The sequence below is a fragment of the Massilimicrobiota sp. An80 genome (assembly GCF_002159255.1).
In the GTDB taxonomy this organism is placed as follows: domain Bacteria; phylum Bacillota_I; class Bacilli_A; order Erysipelotrichales; family Coprobacillaceae; genus Allocoprobacillus; species Allocoprobacillus merdigallinarum.
This window is the reverse complement of the sequence record NZ_NFHI01000113.1, coordinates 1-922: the sequence shown is the minus strand read 5'-3', so window position 1 is coordinate 922 and position 922 is coordinate 1. Positions and strand designations below refer to the sequence as shown.

1 protein-coding gene is annotated in these 922 nt (G+C 36.7%); it reads right to left on the bottom strand.

All coding sequences use genetic code 11. The features are described from left to right. Nucleotides 1-51: 51 nt before the first annotated feature. Nucleotides 52-922, bottom strand: an 871-nt coding sequence (locus B5G32_RS13550) for a transposase (protein WP_143746682.1), incomplete at its 5' end; no start/stop codon positions are given.

Genomic DNA, 922 nt, shown 5'->3' with positions numbered 1-922 from the left:
TTTTCAAAATATATATTTTGAAAGCTCTTACATTTTAGATTTTCTGCTTTTTTAAGCTATTGATTCGGTCGTTTCGTTTTTATAAACAAAGCGATGAATTTCACCATTGACATCAGAATATTGATAAATCTGTTTTCTGGTATTCTTTGGAAAATCTAAAGATATTGAATTGAAGAACGTATTTCGGGTTTCTTCTGGTAATCGCATGATATGTTCATGCATGATTACAAAACTGCTTTCGCTTTTCATGATTGAATAGATATATCTGGCAATACGATTGGCAACTGCAATAACTGCCAGTTTATGACGCTTCTTATTTCCGTTCTTCACTCTTTCAAATAAGTGCTTAAGAACAGGATTGTGCCGTCTGGCAAATTCAGCAATCATGTAAAGAGCGTGTCTCAGATATTTTGATCCTTTCTTGGAAATCTTGCCCATGATCTCCACGGACTTGCCAGAACGCTTGTTTCGTGGCGATGAACCGCTGTAAGAGACATAATGATCAGCATTCTTGAATCTGAAGATGTCTCCGGTTTCAGCGATGATAACAGCAGCGGTCAAAGGACCACAGCCAGTGATGGTCATCAATAGACTGTAAACATTAAAAGTGGCGGCAAGCTTTCTGATATCTTTTTCAATCAGTTTCAATTGAGTGCGAATATTGACGATGCTTTCAACAGTGTTGGAAATAACGCATCTTATATGATCGGATACATGTGGAACCAGTGTATCCTGAGCATAATTGAATAGCTTATCTATCTTATCCAAACTGCAGCGATGCTTGGTTGCTTCATAAACGAGATAAAACACTTCATTTTTGGAAGCATTTATGATATCATGCGAAGTAGGATATTGAGATAAGACAGCTAGAAAAGCAGCTGATTTAGGTTCAAAAACATACTGAAGTTCAGGGAAATAACAA